The organism is Terrisporobacter muris (assembly GCF_024621905.1).
Classification (GTDB): domain Bacteria; phylum Bacillota; class Clostridia; order Peptostreptococcales; family Peptostreptococcaceae; genus Terrisporobacter; species Terrisporobacter muris.
In genome coordinates, this window is record NZ_JANKBY010000042.1 from 1 (window position 1) to 18,493 (window position 18,493).

At 29.9% G+C, this 18,493-nt stretch carries 17 protein-coding genes and 1 other annotated feature; all 17 genes read right to left on the bottom strand.

Going from position 1 to position 18,493, the window contains the following annotated elements:
• Positions 1–93 precede the first annotated feature (93 nt).
• Positions 94–741 carry an RNA polymerase sporulation sigma factor SigH gene (gene sigH, locus NSA58_RS05405; protein ID WP_039680349.1) on the bottom strand — a complete coding sequence of 216 codons (648 nt, stop codon included), beginning with the start codon at positions 739–741 and terminating at the stop codon, positions 94–96.
• A 60-nt stretch (positions 742–801) separates the two neighbouring features.
• Entirely contained in the window at positions 802–1,332 is a 531-nt protein-coding gene (locus tag NSA58_RS05410; protein ID WP_039680350.1) for an NYN domain-containing protein, read from the bottom strand.
• A gap of 11 nt (positions 1,333–1,343) precedes the next feature.
• Positions 1,344–2,075 (bottom strand): 23S rRNA (guanosine(2251)-2'-O)-methyltransferase RlmB, encoded by a 732-nt coding sequence (gene rlmB, locus NSA58_RS05415; RefSeq protein ID WP_039680351.1) that lies wholly within the window; start codon positions 2,073–2,075, stop codon positions 1,344–1,346.
• Between the two features lie 13 nt (positions 2,076–2,088).
• Positions 2,089–2,847, bottom strand: coding sequence for an FAD-dependent thymidylate synthase (gene thyX / locus NSA58_RS05420; RefSeq protein ID WP_074080192.1), 759 nt, complete (start codon positions 2,845–2,847; stop codon positions 2,089–2,091).
• 154 nt (positions 2,848–3,001) lie between these two features.
• On the bottom strand, positions 3,002–3,415 hold the full coding sequence (locus NSA58_RS05425) for a Mini-ribonuclease 3 (protein WP_039680353.1): 414 nt from the start codon (positions 3,413–3,415) through the stop codon (positions 3,002–3,004).
• Complete coding sequence (gene cysS / locus NSA58_RS05430; RefSeq protein ID WP_039680354.1) at positions 3,400–4,797, bottom strand: cysteine--tRNA ligase; 1,398 nt, start codon at positions 4,795–4,797, stop codon at positions 3,400–3,402. Before cysS ends, NSA58_RS05425 begins: the two co-directional genes overlap by 16 nt.
• A gap of 288 nt (positions 4,798–5,085) precedes the next feature.
• Positions 5,086–6,570: a glutamate--tRNA ligase gene (gene gltX / locus NSA58_RS05435; protein WP_039680355.1), complete on the bottom strand. Its 1,485-nt coding sequence runs from the start codon at positions 6,568–6,570 to the stop codon at positions 5,086–5,088.
• Positions 6,571–6,594: 24 nt separating this feature from the next.
• Positions 6,595–8,307, bottom strand: a complete 1,713-nt coding sequence (locus NSA58_RS05440; protein WP_074080193.1) for a proline--tRNA ligase — start codon at positions 8,305–8,307, stop codon at positions 6,595–6,597.
• A 119-nt stretch (positions 8,308–8,426) separates the two neighbouring features.
• Positions 8,427–8,640 (bottom strand) — a binding site (T-box leader).
• A gap of 228 nt (positions 8,641–8,868) precedes the next feature.
• Entirely contained in the window at positions 8,869–9,342 is a 474-nt protein-coding gene (gene ispF, locus NSA58_RS05445; RefSeq protein ID WP_039680357.1) for a 2-C-methyl-D-erythritol 2,4-cyclodiphosphate synthase, read from the bottom strand.
• Between the two features lie 27 nt (positions 9,343–9,369).
• On the bottom strand, positions 9,370–10,044 hold the full coding sequence (gene ispD, locus NSA58_RS05450; RefSeq protein ID WP_039680358.1) for a 2-C-methyl-D-erythritol 4-phosphate cytidylyltransferase: 675 nt from the start codon (positions 10,042–10,044) through the stop codon (positions 9,370–9,372).
• An 86-nt stretch (positions 10,045–10,130) separates the two neighbouring features.
• Positions 10,131–11,231, bottom strand: a complete 1,101-nt coding sequence (locus NSA58_RS05455) for a PIN/TRAM domain-containing protein (RefSeq protein WP_039680359.1) — start codon at positions 11,229–11,231, stop codon at positions 10,131–10,133.
• A gap of 79 nt (positions 11,232–11,310) precedes the next feature.
• Positions 11,311–12,381 carry a DNA integrity scanning diadenylate cyclase DisA gene (gene disA / locus NSA58_RS05460; protein WP_334291551.1) on the bottom strand — a complete coding sequence of 357 codons (1,071 nt, stop codon included), beginning with the start codon at positions 12,379–12,381 and terminating at the stop codon, positions 11,311–11,313.
• 18 nt (positions 12,382–12,399) lie between these two features.
• On the bottom strand, positions 12,400–13,767 hold the full coding sequence (gene radA / locus NSA58_RS05465) for a DNA repair protein RadA (RefSeq protein WP_039680360.1): 1,368 nt from the start codon (positions 13,765–13,767) through the stop codon (positions 12,400–12,402).
• A 156-nt stretch (positions 13,768–13,923) separates the two neighbouring features.
• The gene (locus tag NSA58_RS05470; protein WP_139045092.1) at positions 13,924–16,374 is read right to left on the bottom strand and encodes an ATP-dependent Clp protease ATP-binding subunit; all 2,451 of its coding nucleotides are present in this window, start codon (positions 16,372–16,374) and stop codon (positions 13,924–13,926) included.
• Positions 16,375–16,385: 11 nt separating this feature from the next.
• Positions 16,386–17,390: a hypothetical protein gene (locus NSA58_RS05475; RefSeq protein ID WP_039680362.1), complete on the bottom strand. Its 1,005-nt coding sequence runs from the start codon at positions 17,388–17,390 to the stop codon at positions 16,386–16,388.
• 12 nt (positions 17,391–17,402) lie between these two features.
• Positions 17,403–17,942: a UvrB/UvrC motif-containing protein gene (locus NSA58_RS05480; protein WP_039680363.1), complete on the bottom strand. Its 540-nt coding sequence runs from the start codon at positions 17,940–17,942 to the stop codon at positions 17,403–17,405.
• A 4-nt stretch (positions 17,943–17,946) separates the two neighbouring features.
• Complete coding sequence (locus tag NSA58_RS05485; protein WP_039680364.1) at positions 17,947–18,411, bottom strand: CtsR family transcriptional regulator; 465 nt, start codon at positions 18,409–18,411, stop codon at positions 17,947–17,949.
• Positions 18,412–18,493 lie beyond the last annotated feature (82 nt).

An 18,493-nucleotide genomic window follows, 5' to 3' on the forward strand; every position in this document is an offset into this window, starting at 1 on the left:
TCAAATTTAGCCTTAGCCATTTTAAAATACCTCCTGTTGTATTTAAATATAGATTAAAATGCTTACTATAAGCTTATGTTAAGTATTTTACTATTAATCATTCCTGTTTTCAAGATGTTTTTCCAATTTTCTCTTGACTCTTTGAAGAGCATTATCTATTGATTTAACATCTCTATCAAGCTTGTCCGCAATATATTGATAAGACTTACCATTTAAGTATAATTCCAACACTTCAAGTTCCAAATCACTAAGAAGTTCATTCATTTTAGTTTCTATATTTCTTAGTTCTTCTTTACTTATTATTAGTTCCTCTGGATCAGTAACTATACTCGTTGCTATTATGTCTAAAAGAGTTCTATCTGACTCTTCATCATAAATAGGCTTATTTAAAGATACATATGAATTAAGAGGTATATGTTTTTGTCTTGTGGCAGTTTTAATTGCAGTTATTATCTGCCTAGTTATACAAATTTCTGCAAAACACTTAAATGAATTAGTCTTACTTCCATCAAAGTCTCTTACAGCCTTATACAGACCTATCATGCCCTCTTGAATTATATCTTCTTTATCAGCACCTACTAAAAAGTAGGATTTTGCCTTTGCTTTAACAAAGTTCTTATATTTTGTAATAATATATTCTAATGCTATTTTATCCCCATTGCTTGCTTTTAATACAATATTGTACTCATCTTGCTGATTATTATCCAATCCTTTGTAATCATTATCATTAGCTACTAACATTAAAATCTCCCCCAATTAAAAGTTTCATAAGTATATTATAGCTTACGAAACTTAGTGTTTTCAATGCTTTCTACGAATGTTCTCAAGTTTCGACAATATCTCTTTGTCTAACCGTTCCTCCAAGAAATTTCGTTGTATTTTTTGCTGACGTTTCTCTTGTTCTTCTTTAATTTTTCCTATTGCACTGTCTACATAGAGTTTTAACTCTCTTGCAGATACTCTTGAAGCCCCTTTTCCTAAAATAATTTGTTGTTCTGCATAGTCACTAGTAGCAACTTCTATATCATCATATTTTGATAATGAACTTATATATTTTTCTATATAACTATCTGCTGTTTGATGTTCTTTTGTATATACTATAGTTATATACTTTCTCTCTTCTATTTTTTCTTTAGAGTTTTTTACATTATAAGCATCAAATACTATGATTGCTTTTTTACCAGTATATTGTGCATATTCAATAATGTAATGAATTAGTTTTTCTCTGGCACCTTCTAAATCATCTTTAGATATTTCTTTTAAATTATCCCATGCGTTTATAATATTGTAACCATCTATTATTAAATAAGAATTTCTATTATGTCTCCTCATTTTTCTAACATTTAGCCTTTATTTCTTTGCCTAAATATTTCATAAAGAAGTATTCCGCCTGCTACAGAGGCATTCAGTGATGTAACATTACCTGTCATTGGCATTTTTACAGTGAAGTCACAATTTTGTTTAACTAGCCTAGATATACCAAATCCTTCACTTCCTATAACTAACCCAAGGGGACCTGTTAAGTTTTGCTCATAGAAAACTTCTCCGTCCATATCTGCCGCAGCTATCCAAAGACCTTCTTCTTTTAATCTTTTTATTGTATTGACTATATTGGTTACTTTACAAACAGGTACATATTCTACAGCTCCTGCAGATGCTTTGGCCACAACAGGAGTAATATGTACAGATCTTCTCTTTGGTATTATAACTCCATGAGCTCCAACAGCATCTGCTGTTCTTATTATTGTCCCTAAATTATGTGGATCAGTAATTTCATCTAATATTATAAAGAACATATCTTCATTTGTGCTTTTTGCTTTTTCTATTAATTCTTCTAATTCATAATATTTATAATCACTTACAATAGCTATTACACCTTGGTGCGCATGACTTGTACTTATTTCATCTAACTTACTTTTATTCACATACTGTACAACTATGTTTTTGTCCTTAGCCATTCCTATTATCTTTTTTATAGAACCTTCTTTAGCTCCATTTGCGATCATTATTTTATCTATTTGTCTGTCGCTTTTTAAAACTTCAATTACGGGATTTCTTCCCTCTATATTTGTCAATTTCGTTCACCGCCTATAAATTTTTGAATTTTTCCCTTATGCTGACTATTTCACCGCAACTCATTTTACCTTCAGTACATGGCCCTGAAACACATCTCGGTCCACATTTTTTAAATAATACTGGCGCTACTGCTTTTACTTGTCTTAACATTTCGACTGCAAGTTCCCTTATTTCCCATTGTGCTCTTTCACAACATCTATGATCAAAGAAGTTGTATAAACTTCTTATATTCATGGTAAGTACCATCTTTGTTTCACAAGCATTAGGAAATACATACCTTGCATCTTCAATTGCTATTTTTTCTGCTTGGGATTTTGCTTGTTTTTCGTTTTTACCTTTTTCAAGTAAATTGTTATAATGCTTTTTAAATAGTATATCAACTAATTTATCGTAATCTTCTTGGTCTTTTTTCATAGACTGAATAAAGATTTCTTTAGCTTCTTCTATTTTTTCAATTTGTGGAGGAATAATGTACTCAAACTGATCTAGCTTAACATACCTTTGACTTTGCTGAGAAAAACTCGCTATTCTATGTCTTACTATTTGGTGAGAACAACTCCTAGATATTCCTTCTATTCCAAATGTAAATGTTACATGCTCTAACGGAGATTCATGTCCCATATTAATCAACATATTTAAAAACTTTTCCACGCTTTCATCACTTAAATTTTGTTCTATTTCATCCACTCCAACTGGAGAATAACAAAGTTTAGCTGCCATAGCTATTACCTTTTCAGGTTGTGGAGTATGTGCTAATAGTTTTACCTTCATATATTTACCTCCTAGTTCTATTGTTATAAATATATTATACTATATTACCATATAATTTATGGAATATTTTAAAAAGTAGCATTTAATTCTCTCTATTTCAATAGGTTTACCAACTAAATAAAAAAGTATTGCACAAGTGGCAATACTTTTTTTGTTACATATTACTTTCTATTATAGAAATTCCTTTATATACTATATATTCAAGTCTTTCTTTGTCTTCTTTTAAATATAGATATCCTACTAGAGCTTCAAACCCAGTTGCACATTTATAATCTATAATGTCTGCATTTTTAGGAGATGTATGAGATTTTTGATTTCTTCCTCGTTTGTATATTCTAGTTTCTTCTTCTGTAAACTCTTCCATCATACCATGTATTATAGATGCTTGAGCTTTTGCATTCGAGTATTTGATTGCCGTTTTGTGTAAATCATTAACCTTTTTATTACAGTTATCTCTTATTAAATACTCTCTTATATAAGATTCATATACAGTGTCTCCCAAATAAGCTAATACCAAAGGTGACATAGTCACTAGTTGTGTTTTATCCATTTTTATGCCCTTCTCCATTTAACTCCTTGTCTTGTGTCTTCAAGTACAATACCTTTTTCTAATAGTTCATCTCTTATTTCATCAGCTAATTTAAAATCTTTATTTTTCTTAGCTTGTGTTCTAGCTTCTATTAATTTTTCTATTTCTTCATCTAGCATATCATCTTGTTTTTTATTCACAACGTTTAATACACTAGTTAACTCATTAAACTCAGCTAAAACTTTATTAGCAAATTCTTTAGTTGAGTTTTCATTTACATTAGAGTTCATAAATTTAGCTAATTCAAATATTATACTTACAGCATCTGCTGTATTTAAGTCATCATCCATAGCATCTATAAATCTTTGTCTAAATGAGTTTAGCTCTTCTTCTAATTTTAGCTCTTCAGCATTTTCAGCATCATCACTTAATTTACTTATTATAAATTCTAATCTTTCTTTTGCATTGTATAATCTTTCAAGTCCAGCTTTAGATTGATTTAGTATTTCATCACTAAAGTTTATAGGGTTTCTGTAGTGAGTTGATAACATAAAGAATCTCACTATCTCTAAGTCATATAGCTTTGATATATCTCTTACTGTAAAGAAGTTACCTTTTGACTTACTCATTTTCTCGTTATTTATGTTAATATATTCGTTATGCATCCAGTAATTTGAGAATGTTTTTCCACTTCTTGCTTCACTTTGCGCTATTTCATTCTCATGATGAGGGAATTTTAAGTCTTGACCTCCAGCATGTATATCTATAGTATCCCCTAAATATCTACGAGACATAACTGAACATTCTATATGCCATCCTGGTCTACCTTCTCCCCATGGACTCATCCATCCTGGTTCACCTTCTTTTTTAGCCTTCCATAAAACAAAGTCCATTGGATGTCTTTTTTGGTCATTTACTTCTATTCTTGATCCTGCTTCTAATTCATCTTGTTTTATTCCAGAAAGTTTTCCATATTCATTGAATTTTTGAGTATCAAAGTATACGTCTCCATTTACTGCATATGCATATCCTTTGTCTTCTAATTCTTTAACAAATTCAATTATTTCTTCTATATTTTCTGTAACTTGTGGATGTACAGTTGCTCTTTTTATTCCAAGTCCATCAGCATCTACAAAGTATTCTTCTATATATTTTTTAGCAACTTCTTCTGGTTCTATATTTTCTTCATGACCTCTTTTTATTATCTTGTCATCTACGTCAGTAAAGTTTTGAACATAGCTTACATCATACCCTCTATATTCTAAGTATCTTCTTAATGTATCAAAAATTATAAAAGGTCTAGCATTACCTACATGTATGTAGTTATACACTGTTGGTCCACAAACGTACATCTTAACCTTTCCTTCTTCTAATGGTTTAAACTCTTCTTTTGATCTTGTCATGGTATTAAATAATTTCATTTTCCCATCTCTCCTTTCTATTTAGTTTACTCTTCATTATGTATCTTAAAATATTTTTCTATAAATAAATTCATTCCATTGTATAGCAATGATATTATTATACCCTTATATATTTTATTTCTAACTTTAATTTTGCTCACATTATCTAAAGAAAATACAAATATTTTCTAATAAATTTGCTCTACTATATTATTATACATAATTAACTCTTTATAAAAAACATATTCTTCAACTTTTGTTAAATTAAAGCAAAAGAATTGCTATCTTTTCGATAGCAATTCTTATTTATTATAATATGTTATTTTTTACATATGATAATCTGTTTAAACAAGTTTCTTTTCCGATAACTTCCATTATCTTATTAAGGTCTGGACCATGCATTTGTCCTGTTAAACTTATTCTTGATCCCATAAATAAGTTTTTACCTTTTATTCCATGTTCTTTTTGTATTTCTTTAAGCATAGCTTTTGCGCTAGCTTCATCTAAAACTTCCATGTTAGATAGCTTTTCTATTAAAGCATCTACTAGAGTAGGTATATGCTCTAATTTTAAGAAATCTCCACATTCTTCAGTTTCTAGTTCAACTGTATCTCCAAAGAATATTGAAGCATGATCAGTTATTTCTTTTACATATTGTAATTTTTCCTTTAAAACTGAAACTATTCCTTTTAAGAAATCATACTTTTCTTTAGCTTCTTCCTCTGTCACAAATCCAGCTTCTACTAAGAATGGTATAGCTAAAGCAGTTAATACTTCATCATCTCCATCTTTCATGTAGTGTTGGTTAACCCAGTTTAATTTTTCTGTGTCAAATACTCCACCACTCTTAGAAACTCTTTCTATAGAGAAGGCTTGTTCAAGTTCTTCCATAGAGAATATTTCTTTATTTTCTTCTGGAGACCAACCAACTAGCGCAACATAGTTAACTAATCCTTCTGGTAAGTATCCTTTTTGCTTGAAGTCTTCTACTGCAACATCACCTTGTCTCTTACTTAATTTTTTCTTTTCTTTATTAAGTATGTTTGGTAAATGTACAAATGTTGGAGCTTCCCATCCAAATGCTTCATATAAGTATACATGTTTAGGAGTTGAAGAAACCCATTCTTCACCTCTTATTACATGAGTAATCCCCATTAAGTGGTCATCAACTACAACAGCAAAGTGGTATGTTGGGAAACCATCAGTTTTTATTAAAACTTGATCATCTAAATCATTAGTATTGAATTCGGTTTCTCCTCTAACACCATCCATGAATTTTATAACATGGTTTTCTGGTAATTTAAGTCTTATAACATAAGGTTCACCAGCTGCTATTTTAGCTTCAACTTCTTCTTTAGAAAGGTCTCTACAGTGACCATCATATTTAGCAGTTTCTCCAGCTTCTCTTTGTTTTTCCCTTACTTCATCTAATCTTTCCTTTGTACAGAAACAGTAGTAAGCCTTACCACTATCTAAAAGTTCTTGTATATATTTTTGGTATATATCTAGTCTTTCAGATTGGATGTATGGTCCGCAGTCACCTTTTTGAACCACATTACCATTGTCATCTAACATAACACCTTCTGTGTGATTTACGCCAGCCCATTTCATAGCGTTTAACATATTTTCTATTGCACCATCAACAAGTCTTGTTCTGTCAGTATCTTCTACTCTTAATATATATTCTCCGCCCATTTTCTTAGCGAATAAATAGTTATAAAGAGCCGTTCTTAAGCTACCTATGTGAACAAACCCTGTAGGACTCGGAGCAAATCTTACTCTAACATTACTCATCTTATGCCTCCTAAAACTAATCTATTACAGTCTTACGTTATTTTTTTTGAATTCTTCTCTAACTCTAGATTCTATATCTTCTACAGCTATTAATTCTTTTTCACCAGTTTCTCTTAATACAAATTCAACTTTTCCGTCTACTATATCTTTACCAACAGTAATTCTCATTGGTATACCTATTAACTCAGCATCCTTGAATTTGAATCCTGGTCTCTCATCTCTATCATCTAATATAGTTTCAACACCTATAGCTTCTAATTGCTTGTAGATTTTTTCTGCATTTTCTACTTGCTCTTCTTTTTTCATGTTTACTGGTACAACTATAACATGATATGGAGCTACTGATAAAGGCCATTTTATACCATTCTCATCATAGTGTTGTTCTATTATAGCTGCTGCAGTTCTTTCAACACCTATTCCATAACATCCCATTTGTATTGGTTGAGATTTACCATCTTTGTCTACGAAAGTACAGTTCATTGCTTCAGAGTATTTAGTTCCTAACTTAAAGATGTGACCAACTTCAACACCTCTCATTATTTCTAATTCTCCACCACACTTGATACATTTATCTCCGTGTTGTACAGATCTGAAATCTCCTACTACACCTTCAAAATCTCTTCCATAGTTAGCATTTTTTATATGGTATCCTGTTTTATTTCCACCAACAACTAAATTTGATTGATCTACTATTTCTTGATCTATAAATAAGTAATCAGCTTTTATTCCTATTGGTCCAGCAAATCCTGTTTCAGCACCAGTAACTTTCTTAACCATCTCTTCTCCTGCTAAATCCATTTCAATAACATCACCTACAGCATTAGCTACTTTTGTGTCATTGACATCTCTGTCTCCTCTAACAACTACTGCTACAGATTTTCCATCTGCATCAAATATTAGAGTTTTTGCAAACTTACTTGCATCAGCTCCCATAAACGCTTCTAATTGTTCTATTGTTTTTACATCTGGTGTAGAAACTTCTTCTAACTCCAACATTTCTTCTTTGCATGGCTCATGATTTACTGATTCAGCTTTTTCTATATTAGCTGCATAATCACACTCTTTACAGAATACTATTTCATCTTCCCCAACTTCTGATTTAACCATAAATTCTGCTGAGAAAGCTCCACCTATAGCTCCTGAATCTGCTTGTACTGGTGCATTATCTAATCCACATCTAGCGAATATATTAGTGTATGCTTCAAACATATCGTGGTATGATTTGTCTAATCCAGCTTCATCTATATCAAAACTATAAGCATCCTTCATTAAGAAAGTTTTAGTTCTCATTACACCAAATCTAGGTCTTCTTTCATCTCTATATTTAGCTTGTATTTGATATAAGTTTAAAGGAAGATCTTTATATGACTTAACTTCTTGTCTTACTATATCTGTAAATACTTCTTCATGTGTTGGTCCAAGGCAGTAATCTTTACCTGTTCTATCTTGTAATCTAAACATTTCAGGTCCCATTGCAGTCCATCTTCCAGACTCTTGCCATAATTCAGCAGGTATTATACCTGTACAGAAGATTTCATTACCATCTTTTGCATTCATCTCTTCTCTTATTATGTCACTTATTTTTTTAAAAACTCTTAGTCCTAATGGTAAATGATTGTAAAGTCCTGAAGACATTTTTTTAATCATCCCTGATCTTAACATTAACTGATGACTTGTTATCTCTGCATCAGCTGGAATTTCTTTTAACGTTGGTATAAACATTTTTGACATTCTCATATTAAATTACCTCCTAAATTTTTTAATTATTTTCAAAATATAAAATTTGCTTTGCGCAGTTTAAGCAATTAGAAATTATAATTTCTTTAAATATATAAAAAAAGCCCTTCATCTCTAAAAATAGAGACGAAAGGCTGACTTTCCGCGGTACCACTCTAATTAATCATAATATATTATGATTCTCTCAAGGGATGTAACGGTCCTGACCCGTAAAAACTTTTTACCGTTTTTATACTAAAAGACTGGTTCAAAAACTTCCTCTTAGGAACTCTCACCACTATTCCCTCTCTGTAAAGATTTCATTTTTTACTATTTCTTTATTATTGTTTTTAGTCTTATTCAAGTTGTTTAAAAATATAATAATTTAATGATATAGCATTTTATTTTTATTGTCAACTTCAACTTTTAAATAATATCATTATAATTTTTAGTGTATATTTCAAAATAGTTTTATTTTTCTTGTCTTTTACTATATAAAAATTATTATATCCAGTAAGTAATATTAATATACTGCTTATCAAAAGCTTTTGTGATAAACTTTTTCTACTATACCTAATTTATTTATTTTTTATTCAATAAACAAATACTTTGTGCTGAAATACCTTGTTTTGTACCTGTAAATCCAAGGCCCTCCTCCGTAGTTGCTTTCACACTAATATTCCCAACATCTGTATTTAGTATTTGAGCAATATTTATTCTCATTTCTTCTATATATGGTGCCATCTTAGGACTTTGAGCAATTATTATGCTATCTATATTATTTATCTCATATCCTTTTTCATTTATTAAATTATTAACACACTTTAATAATTTAATACTGTCTGCACCCTTGTATTTTTCATCTGTATCTGGGAAGTGTTTACCTATATCACCTAAGGCAAGTGCCCCTAACATACCATCCATTATAGCATGAATCAATACATCTGCATCAGAGTGTCCAAGTAGTCCCTTTTCATGTGGAACGCTTACCCCTCCTATAATTAAAGGTCTTCCTTCAACAAGTTTATGTACATCGTATCCTAAACCAATTCTCATGTAAATTTGCTCCTTTTTATGTTAGTTTTATCTTAAAATTTCCTCTGCAATTTTTAAATCTTCAGGAGTAGTTATTTTTATATTATTATAAGAACCTTCTACTACCTTTACATTATATCCTAAATACTCCATCAACATTGAATCATCTGTACCATAGTATTTATCAACTTTAGCTTTTTCATGAGCTTTCATAATTAATGAATAGTCAAAAACTTGTGGAGTTTGAATTGACCATAATTTATTTCTACTTGGAGTATCACATACATCATTATTTTCATTCACTATTTTTATGGTGTCTTTAACAGGAACCCCAACTATTGCACAGTTATATTTTTGGGCGCATTCTATGGATTTTTCTATAATTTCATCAGTTACAAAAGGTCTTGCACCATCATGAATTAAAACTATTTCACAATTTTTATCTAGTGCTTTAAGTCCATTGTAAACTGAATCTTGTCTTTCCTTTCCACCAAAAGCAATCTTAATATTTTTATATCCATATTTATCTATAACATTTTCTTGAAAAAATTCTTTTTCATCTTCTCTTACTACTATAATTATTTCTCCTATGTTTTCATTGTTATAAAATTTATCTATGGTATGGGCTATTACTTCTTTATCTCCGATTTTTAGAAATTGCTTATTTATATCTGCTTTCATTCTACTTCCCCTACCTGCGCTAACGATAACTACGCTATTCATAACTTCACCTCTTCTTATTTCGATTTAAAAGTTTATTATTAAGTAAGTAAAAAAGGACCTTCTATGAATAGAAGGTCCTTATTATATTAATTCTTAGGTTTTCCAAATATCATTCTTCCTGCAGAAGTCTGAAGCACTGATGTAACTAATACATTTATAGTTTCGCCAATATGTTTCTTCCCACCTTCTACAACTATCATTGTTCCATCATCTAAGTAAGCTATTCCTTGATTAGATTCTTTACCTTCTTTTACAACTTGAGCTATCATTTCTTCACCTGGTATAGCAACAGGCTTAACAGCATTAGCAAGTTCATTTATATTTAAGACTTCCACACCTTGGAATTGAGCTACTTTGTTTAGGTTATAATCATTTGTTACGACCTTTCCATTCATTACTTGAGCAAGCTTAAGAAGTTTGCTATCAACTTCTGATATGTCATCAAAATCCTTTTCAGTTATTTCGACCTCTATATCTAACTCTTTTTGAATTATATTAAGTATATCTAGACCTCTTCTTCCTCTAACTCTTTTTAAGTCATCAGAAGAATCTGCAATATGTTGTAATTCATTTAAAACAAACTTAGGTATTATAAGTTTTCCTTCTACAAAACCAGTTCTGCAGATATCTGCTATTCTACCATCTATTATTACGCTAGTATCTAATACTTTTGGTGGTATTGATTTTGTAGCATTATCTTTTTTACTTGATTTATCTTTTCCTAAATTTGCAGATAATCTACTTAACTTACTAATATTAAATAAATCTTCTCTACTTTTCAATGTAATTTTTACACCTATATAACCCATAAATAAATAGATTATTATAGATAAAATTGTTTTGATTAAAGGCATTCCTGAAATTGGTCCAAATACCCCTCCTACTATTAGATAGGCGATAACTAAGCCTACAATTAGTCCTACTACTCCTAATAATATATCTGTCTGTGGATATTTAGATATTTCAGTATCTAAAATTTTTACAAATCTTCTTACTTTATTGAAAATCCAAGGACTTATCAAGTAGAAAAGTACACCTACTAATAGCCCTGCTACTATACCTACTAAATATGCGTTATCTATTCCAAAACTAAGTTGTGGAAATATTTTTTCTAGACTTAAATATGAAGTTGTTCCTATTATAACTCCTAAAAGAGATATTAACATTCTTATTATTTTGCTTATCAAAACTTCACCCCCTATAGTGTGTGATTTATATGATACATCATATATATGAATTTTTCATTAATTTTTTCTTAAAATTACATTATATTTGCATATCTAAAGATGCCATTCTTTCCATTTTTATAAGTCCATTTTTTATATAAGTTGCTCTTATTTCACCTATTCCCTCAACTTCATCTAAATCTTCAATTGAAGCTGCTTGAATACTTTTAAAGTCATCGAAATAATTAATAATATTCTCTATAATTGCACTTGGTAACCTATGAATTTTATTTAAAACTCTATATCCTTTTGGTCTAATCTCCATATCCATACTTTCAGTTATGCCCGAGTAACCTAAGATTTTTGATACTTTTACTAAGTCAAGTAATTCATCATCTGTTAGACTTTTCATCTTTCTTTGAATTTCTTTTAACTCTACATTATCTTTTTTGTAATCCATATAAATCATCATTCTATCTTTCTTAGTAGTTCCCATTAATTCTTCTAGCTGCATTCTTACTAGTGTACCTTCTTCACCTAGCTCAATTACATACTTTTCAATTACATTTATTATTCTCATAACCATTTCTATTTTTTGAACTACTAATGCTACTTCATAGATAGTAACCATATCTTTAAATTCAAATGAATTAAGATTTAAAATGGCCTGATCTAAAACTGATTTATACTTTTCTAGTGTTTGTAACGCTTGATTAGCCTTAGTAAATATTTTTGATATTTCTTCAATTACATATTTTTGTTCTCCCCTGTATACAGTAATTATATTTCTTCTTTGAGAAATAGATATTACTATAGCACCAGTTTGCTTGGCTACTCTCTCTGCAGTTCTATGTCTAGTCCCTGTTTCTGATGTTTGTATTGAATAGTCAGGTATTAACTGTGCATTTGCCAATAATATTGTCTTTACATCCTCACTTAAAACTATAGCTCCATCCATTTTGGCTAACTCATATAAATATGCTGGAGAGTAGTCTGCATCTATTTTAAACCCACCATCTACTATTTCAGATATTTCATCATCATTTGCCAATACTATAAGCCCACCAGTCTTAGCTCTAAGTACATTGTCAAGTCCTTGTCTAAGAGGAGTTCCTGGAGATATTTTTCTAAGAGCATGAAGTAAGTTTTTATTATCCATAATATTATCGATATTATACATTCTTATTCATCACCCCCTTAATACTAAGTTTATAGCTTGTCTTAGATTATCTACTGGTATGATTTCTATACCCTTTATATCTTTTACTGTAGCATAATTATTTTTCGGTATAACTATCTTTTTAAATCCTAATTTTTTGCATTCAGCTATTCTTTTTTCTATATAGCTAACAGCCCTAACTTCGCCTGTTAACCCTACTTCGCCTGTTACAACCACATCGCCATCAATAGGCAAGTTCCTAAAACTAGAAGCTACAGATAATATTATTCCCAAATCCATTGAAGGTTCGTTAATTTTTATCCCTCCAACAACATTTATGTACACATCTTGATTTTGTATTTGTAATCCTACCCTTTTTTCTAATACAGCTAATAATAAAGCTACTCTATTGTAGTCAACTCCTGTTGCTGTCCTTTTTGCAATCCCAAAACTTGTTGGAGATACTAATGCTTGTAATTCTAAAAGCATCGGTCTTGTTCCTTCTACAGTTGATATTATAACTGAACCTGATACATCTTTAGGCTTTTCGGAGATTAGGACTTCAGATGGATTAGTAAGTTCTATTAACCCTTTATCTTTCATCTCAAATACACCTAATTCATTAGTTGAGCCAAATCTATTTTTGACTGCCCTAACAAGTCTATAAGTATTATACCTTTCTCCTTCAAAATATAAAACTGTATCTACCATGTGTTCTAATAATTTAGGTCCTGCTAAAGAACCTTCTTTAGTTACATGTCCAACAATAAAAGTAGATATTCCCATCTTCTTAGAAATTTTCATAAATCTTGATGTTCCTTCTTTTATTTGGCTTACAGTTCCTGGTGCTGAAGATATCTCTGGACTATATACAGTTTGTATTGAGTCCACAATTATCAAATCTGGATTTATATTATCTAAATAAGCTTCTATTATACTTAAATTATTTTCCGAGAAAATAAATAGATTATCTGTATTTACTCCCAATCTATGAGCTCTCATTTTTATTTGAGATTGTGATTCCTCTCCAGATATATATAATACTTTTTTTCCTGAACAGGCAACATTTCTAGATACTTGCATTAATAGCGTTGATTTTCCTATACCAGGATCTCCACCTACTAAAACTAAGGAACCTTTTACAATTCCTCCACCTAGTACCCTGTCTAATTCTTCAATTTCTGTAGAAAATCTTTCTTCGTGTTTTATCTCTATGGAATTTATGCTTATAGGTTTTGAATCACCCTTACTTATCACAAAAACTTCCCTTTGAGATTTTTTTTCTTCTATTTCTTCAACAAATGTATTCCATTTTGTACACTCTGGACACTTACCTAACCATTTACTAGTTTCATATCCACATGACTGGCATACATACTTTGTTTTAATTTTTGCCATTATTATTCACCCTTAAATGCTTTATTATTACTTTATTGTACTATATATTGTTAATATCTGCATATAATATTATTCGGATTTATGTTAAATATATCAAAATAATCTTTACTAAACCTTAAAATAGAGGGAGTTTTTCTCCCTCTATCTCATAAAAAATCATTTTACTTCAAAAGACATCTTACCTTCCTTTACAGTAGCTTCAACAACATCGCCTGATTTTATTGTTCCCTGTAGTATCAGTTCTGACAGCTCATTCTCTAATTCTTTTTGAATAGATCTTTTCAGCGGTCTTGCTCCATATTCTAAATCAAATCCTGATTTTGCAATCAAATCTATAGCTTCTTCATCCATTTCTAATTTTATAGTCATTTCTTCTAATCTTGCAATTAATGTCTTACACATTAATTTGACGATTTTAGATATATCATCTTTATTAAGGGAATGAAATACTATTATGTCATCTATTCTATTTAAAAACTCAGGTCTAAATTGTTTTTTTAGTTCAGACATTATATTTTCTTTCATTTTTTCATATTCATCTTTTTCTTGAGTTTCTGCATTCGGTATTCCAAAGCCTAATGTTTTTTGCTTTTTAATTGTTTTTGCTCCTACATTTGATGTCATTATTAATATTGTATTTTTAAAGTCTACAGTTCTACCTTTAGAGTCTGTTAGTCTACCATCATCTAATATCTGTAATAAAATATTAAATACATCTGGATGGGCTTTTTCTATTTCATCAAATAATACCACTGAATAAGGATGTCTTCTAACCTTTTCTGTTAACTGACCTCCCTCATCATAACCTACATATCCAGGAGGGGATCCAATTAATCTAGATACAGAATGTTTTTCCATATATTCTGACATATCAATACGTACTATTTGATTTTCATCTCCAAATTCAGCTTCTGCCAATGCTTTACTAAGTTCTGTTTTTCCCACTCCAGTTGGACCTAAGAATAAAAATGAGCCAATAGGTCTATTTGGGTCTTTTAAACCTGCCCTAGCTCTTCTAATAGCTGTACAAATAGATTTTATTGCTTGTTCTTGACCTATAACCCTCTCATGTAAAATATCTTCTAGTTTAAGTAGCCTTTCTGTTTCTTCTTCCATCATTCTATTTACCGGTATTCCAGTCCATAAGCCAACAACCTCTGCAATTACTTCTTCATCTACCACATTTGCATATTTAGATGATTTATTCCATCTATCTCTAATTTTCTCTAGTTGTTCTTGAGTCTTTCTTTGTTCATCTCGTAGTTTTGCAGCTTTTTCAAAGTTTTGACCTCTTACTGATTCTTCTTTTTCTTTTTTGATACTATTTATTTTATCTTCTAAATCCTTTATCTCCTTTGGAGGCGTATTTTCTTTTAACCTAACTTTCGAAGCTGCTTCATCTATTAAATCTATAGCTTTGTCTGGTAAAAATCTATCTGTTATATATCTTACGGATAACTCTACAGATGCTTTAATAGATTCATCTGTTATTTTTACTTTATGATGAGCTTCATATTTATCTCTAAGACCTTTCAGTATTTCTATAGTATCTTCCTTTGTTGGTTCCTCTATTAAAACTGATTGGAATCTTCTTTCTAATCCAGAATCCTTTTCTACATGCTTTCTATACTCATCTATTGTTGTAGCTCCTATAACTTGTATTTCTCCTCTAGCTAAACAAGGTTTTAGTATATTTGAAGCATCTATAGATCCTTCTCCTGTAGCTCCAGCTCCTATAATTGTGTGCATTTCATCTATGAATAAAACAATATTTCCCTTCTTAATAACCTCATCTATAACTTGTTTTATTCTTTCCTCAAATTCACCTCTATATTTTGCTCCTGCTAACAATGAACCCATATCCAATGTATAAAGAATCTTATCTTTTAATGTATCTGGAACTCTACCTTCTGCTATATCAATTGCCAATCCTTCTGCTATTGCAGTTTTTCCTACTCCAGGATCCCCAATCAATACAGGATTATTCTTTGTTCTTCTGCTTAAGATTTGAATAATTCTCTCTATCTCTTTTTTTCTTCCTATTACAGGGTCTATTTTATCTTGTTTAGCACTCTCAGTAAGGTTTCTACCATACTTATCAAGTAACTTTGATGAAGTACTATCTTGTGTAGAATTCGCTTTATTCACTTTTTTAGGTTCAATTGAGTAATTATCTATTCCCATCATATCAATAATGCTTTCAGCAATATCTCTTGAATCGATATTTAAGGATGCCAAAATTCTCATTCCCAATCCTTCACCTTCTTGAGCAAGTGCTAATAATATATGTTCTGTTCCTATGTAATTTGTCTTAAGTTTATTTGCAAAAGCTCCTGATAACTCTAGTATCTGTTTAGATCTAGGGCTTAATGTTACCTCAGTTGCAGTTATATCATTTTTGCCCTCTATTTCAATAATCTTATTTTCTAAAATATCTTCAGTAACCCCTAATTTATTTAAAACTTTAGCTGCTATTCCATCTTTTTCTTTTAGAAGACCTAGAAGTAAATGCTCTGTTCCTACAATTTTATGTCCAAAGCTCTTTGCAGACTCCACACCTAAGTCAATTGCAGTTTTAGCTCTTTGAGTAAACCTATTGAAGTACATTTTCATCCCTCCTATTTCTTATTTCTATTTGCTAGAGTAAATTCTTCTCTTAAAAAATCTGCTCTTTTTGTATCACTATCACCAGTCATAGGTGACATCAACCTTAAGGCGGGCTTCATTCCCTTCATTAAGTTAATTATTTTGTCTATATTAATATCTTTAATATAATCCATTTCGATACCTAACTTAATATTTGATAGATGTTTCATAGCCTCGTATGCTGTTATAATTCTTGCATTTTGTAATATTCCTAAAGCTCTATAAACCTCATCTTCTAATTCTATAGAAGCTTCCATTTTTACTAGAGTTCTAGATTCCCTTTCCTTGGTTATTATATCTTTTGTTAAACTTTTTAAACTCTCAATAATATTTTTTTCTGATCTTCCAATTACTGATTGATTGCTTATTTCATACATATTACCTAATATATTTGATTTTTCATTACAAATACCCTTTATATTTGCTCCTAATTTATGTGCAATATTGGAATAAGTATCTACTCTTCTTTGTAAAGATAATATTGGTAAATGAACTATGATAGATGCTTTCAGACCTGTGCCTGCATTAACAGGACAACTAGTCAAATATCCTAATTTATCATCAAAAGCATAATCTAACTTACTTTCTAATATGTCATCTATTTTATTTGCAATTATAAAAGCCTCATCCACATTAAATTTATTTTCATATATGTTAATTTTTATATGTTCTTGATCATTAACTGTTATGTATTTAGTTTTATCTTTGTTAATAATAATTGAACCTATATCATTTGTAGAAAATTTATTGCTTATAATATTTCTTTCTATCAATGTATTCTTTTCTATTTGACTAATGTCTTTTATATTGTATGCAATAAAATCTTCTTGAAATAAATCCTCCGATTCTAATATTATATTGTTAATTTTATTTGCTATGACTTGAGATTCTGATTGACTTAACTTATGTGGAAAAGGATAGTTATTAATATTCCTAGATAATGATACTTTAGTACCTATAATTATGCTATCTTCCATAAGTACCTCCTCCTATTCATTGCATTCTTCTAACTCTTTTATCTTGTCTCTAATGTCAGCTGCTTTTTCATATTCTTCTTTCTCAACAGCCATATTTAAATCTTCTTTTAAAATTCTAATCTCTCTGCTTATATACATACGGCTATTATCTTTTTTAGGTGTTTTACCTATATATTCTTCATAACCATATATATTTTTAATTATAGGTTTTAGATGCTCTTCAAAAACTTCATAACATCTGCTGCAACCTAACTTACCTGTCTGTCTATACTCATTGTATGTGCTATGGCAATTAGGGCATATGATATTATTTTTCTCACAATCGTTATCAGTTACTAATGAATTTTCTTTTTCTCGATCTGTAGAATTACCTTCATCCATTTTTAATTTGTCCATCACATCTTTTATAGAAAAAGGGTCTTGGTAGTTAAAATTAAGCAATGGATAATCCTTAGCACAATCATCACATAAATATATTCTTGTTTCTTGACCATTTATTATGGAGCTAATAAAAACAGATGCTGTTTTTTTATGACACTTTTGACATAACATAATATCACTCCTCTATATTAAATAATTCTTCTATCATATTTTTCAAAATTTTTGCCCTTACTATGTCATTTAATCCATGTATAGGTGAGTTTAAAGATTTATCATCTATAGCACATAATATTATTTTTGATTCTCTATTATTAATCAAGTTTTTATCTAATAACCACTTAACAACTATTTTTCCTTGTATATATGTTATTTCTTTATCTATCTTTTTATGTAGAATATGCAAAATTTGTTCTTGATTTAATTTTGAAATCTTATCTATTTTTACATATCCTCCTCCACCTTTTTTGCTTTGTACTTCATATCCTTTTTCCCTTGAAAACCGAGTTGTCAAAACATAATTTATTTGAGATGGAGCACAATCAAACAAATTAGCAAGCTCATTCCTCTGAATTTGAACTGTATTACTGTCTTCCATTAAATTTTTAATAAATTTTTCTATTATATCACTAATTGAAGCCATATACATCACCACTTAAATAAATTTTTCTTTTGACTTTCTTTGACTACTATTTAATATATATTATATACATATTTTAGAGATC